We start from the raw sequence: 1,706 nt of genomic DNA, 5'->3' as shown, positions 1-1,706 counted from the left end.
GGGAACGCGGAGCAATTGACCGTTACGCTTCACTTCCTGGATGCGGCTGTTTTGCAGAAGCGATTTCACTTTCGGTGCTTCTTCGATCCAGGCTCCTACGGATTTGACTTCTCCTGCAAGCTGATGAGCAAGTTTTTCCCGGTCACGATATTCCTTCCACTTGCCGGGATCTGCAAAAAAGGAATCAAGCATGCCGACAACTCCGAGTCCGAGGAATAGTCTTCCGAAGTTGACGATCAGAGGTAATAAATTTATTCTTCCGAGAGGTATTAAAATAATAGCTAAAATCAATCCAATGAAACCTAATTTGCAGCTGGTTTTCGGACCCTCTGCGGCAACTCCCAGGTCAAATGGTGCATCTATATAATAATTCAAACCTTTACGAATTATGCCCGGACATAATCCTAAAGGGCTCAAAAAAACTATTTTCAGATTATACATAAAATATCTGATATTCCAGACCGGATTCTTGAAAAAATTTTTCTTTTCTCCAGTAATAATTCCAGTTCGAAGTTCAATCAAATCATTGAGTAAGTTGTTCTTTATTTTGAATTCGATCTTAAAGAATAATTTTCTAATAAAGCCGCTTTTTCTTTCTGTAAACTTATTTTCCAAAGCAGACAAGTCATTCTTTAATCCGTTATTATTCTTCAAAACAGTGGCTTTGATAGCTTTGATAAAATGACCGCGTTCGTGCCAGCCAGTCGAGATTAGGAAGGAGAAAAACCAGATCGTTATGGAAATTAAAGTTGCGAAGGATACAAAGATAAACCTTAACACTTCAAAAGTGGAGTAAACTCCTATTGGTAAAGTAAATAACGAAAAAATATTGGCAAGGTATAAAGGAACAAGAATATGGTCGGCAAGAACCCGACCTCTATCTAAAAATGCTCCGGATTTTCTATCTGACTTTTTTGAAAAAAACTTCTTCTGGTTTTTATTCATTGATAATATGCTCCATTAAACTAAACCATATCGGATTCTAAAATAAAAAAAAGACGCTAAAAAATTTAACGTCTTATTAAAAATTGCATATATTGATTGTCTCGAGTCATCGCTGCTTGTTCCCTGTAACTCGAAGTATGAATTATTTCAGATGAAAACTAACTTTTAAAGATCTTTTCCAATGCTTTAACAGAACCGAGCATGGCAGATGATTCATAAGGAACAACAATAGTTTTATCATTGTTCTGAACAACATCATTGAAAGCTTTGATATATTTAACGGCAAGCAGGTATTGAGCCGGATCCGTACCGGTTGCTTCCACGGATTCCGCAACTTTTTTAATGGCTTTGGCTTCGGCTTCAGCAACAAGAAACTTTGCTTTTGCTTCTCCTTCGGCTCGTGCTATCTTTGCTTCTTTTTCTCCTTCAGCCTTCAATATTTGTGATCTTTTTGTACCTTCAGCTTCCAGGATCTTTGCCCGTCGGTCTCTTTCGGCGCGCATCTGTTTTTCCATCGCAACCTTTATCTCCTGCGGAGGATTAATGTCCTGTAGTTCGACGCGGTTGACTTTTACTCCCCATTTATCGGTTGCTTCGTCGAGAATATCCCGCAGTTTGGAATTGATCGTATCCCGAGAAGTCAAAGTCTTATCCAATTCCAGTTCACCGATGACATTACGCAAAGTTGTCTGGGTAAGTTTTTCGATCGCGTTAGGAAGGTTATTGATCTCGTAAACTGCTTTCACCGGATCGGTTACCTG

General features: G+C 38.9%; 2 protein-coding genes. Both read right to left on the bottom strand.

Annotated elements, in window-relative coordinates:
- The coding region (locus tag ENL20_02125; protein HHE37352.1) for a hypothetical protein at positions 1-945 on the bottom strand (945 nt) is incomplete at its 3' end.
- A 158-nt stretch (positions 946-1,103) separates the two neighbouring features.
- A partial coding sequence (locus ENL20_02120; GenBank protein ID HHE37351.1) for an SPFH/Band 7/PHB domain protein occupies positions 1,104-1,706 on the bottom strand: 603 nt, incomplete at its 5' end.

This window comes from Candidatus Cloacimonadota bacterium, assembly GCA_011372345.1.
In the GTDB taxonomy this organism is placed as follows: Bacteria; Cloacimonadota; Cloacimonadia; order Cloacimonadales; family TCS61; genus DRTC01.
This window is presented reverse-complemented; position numbering and strand designations above follow the sequence as displayed.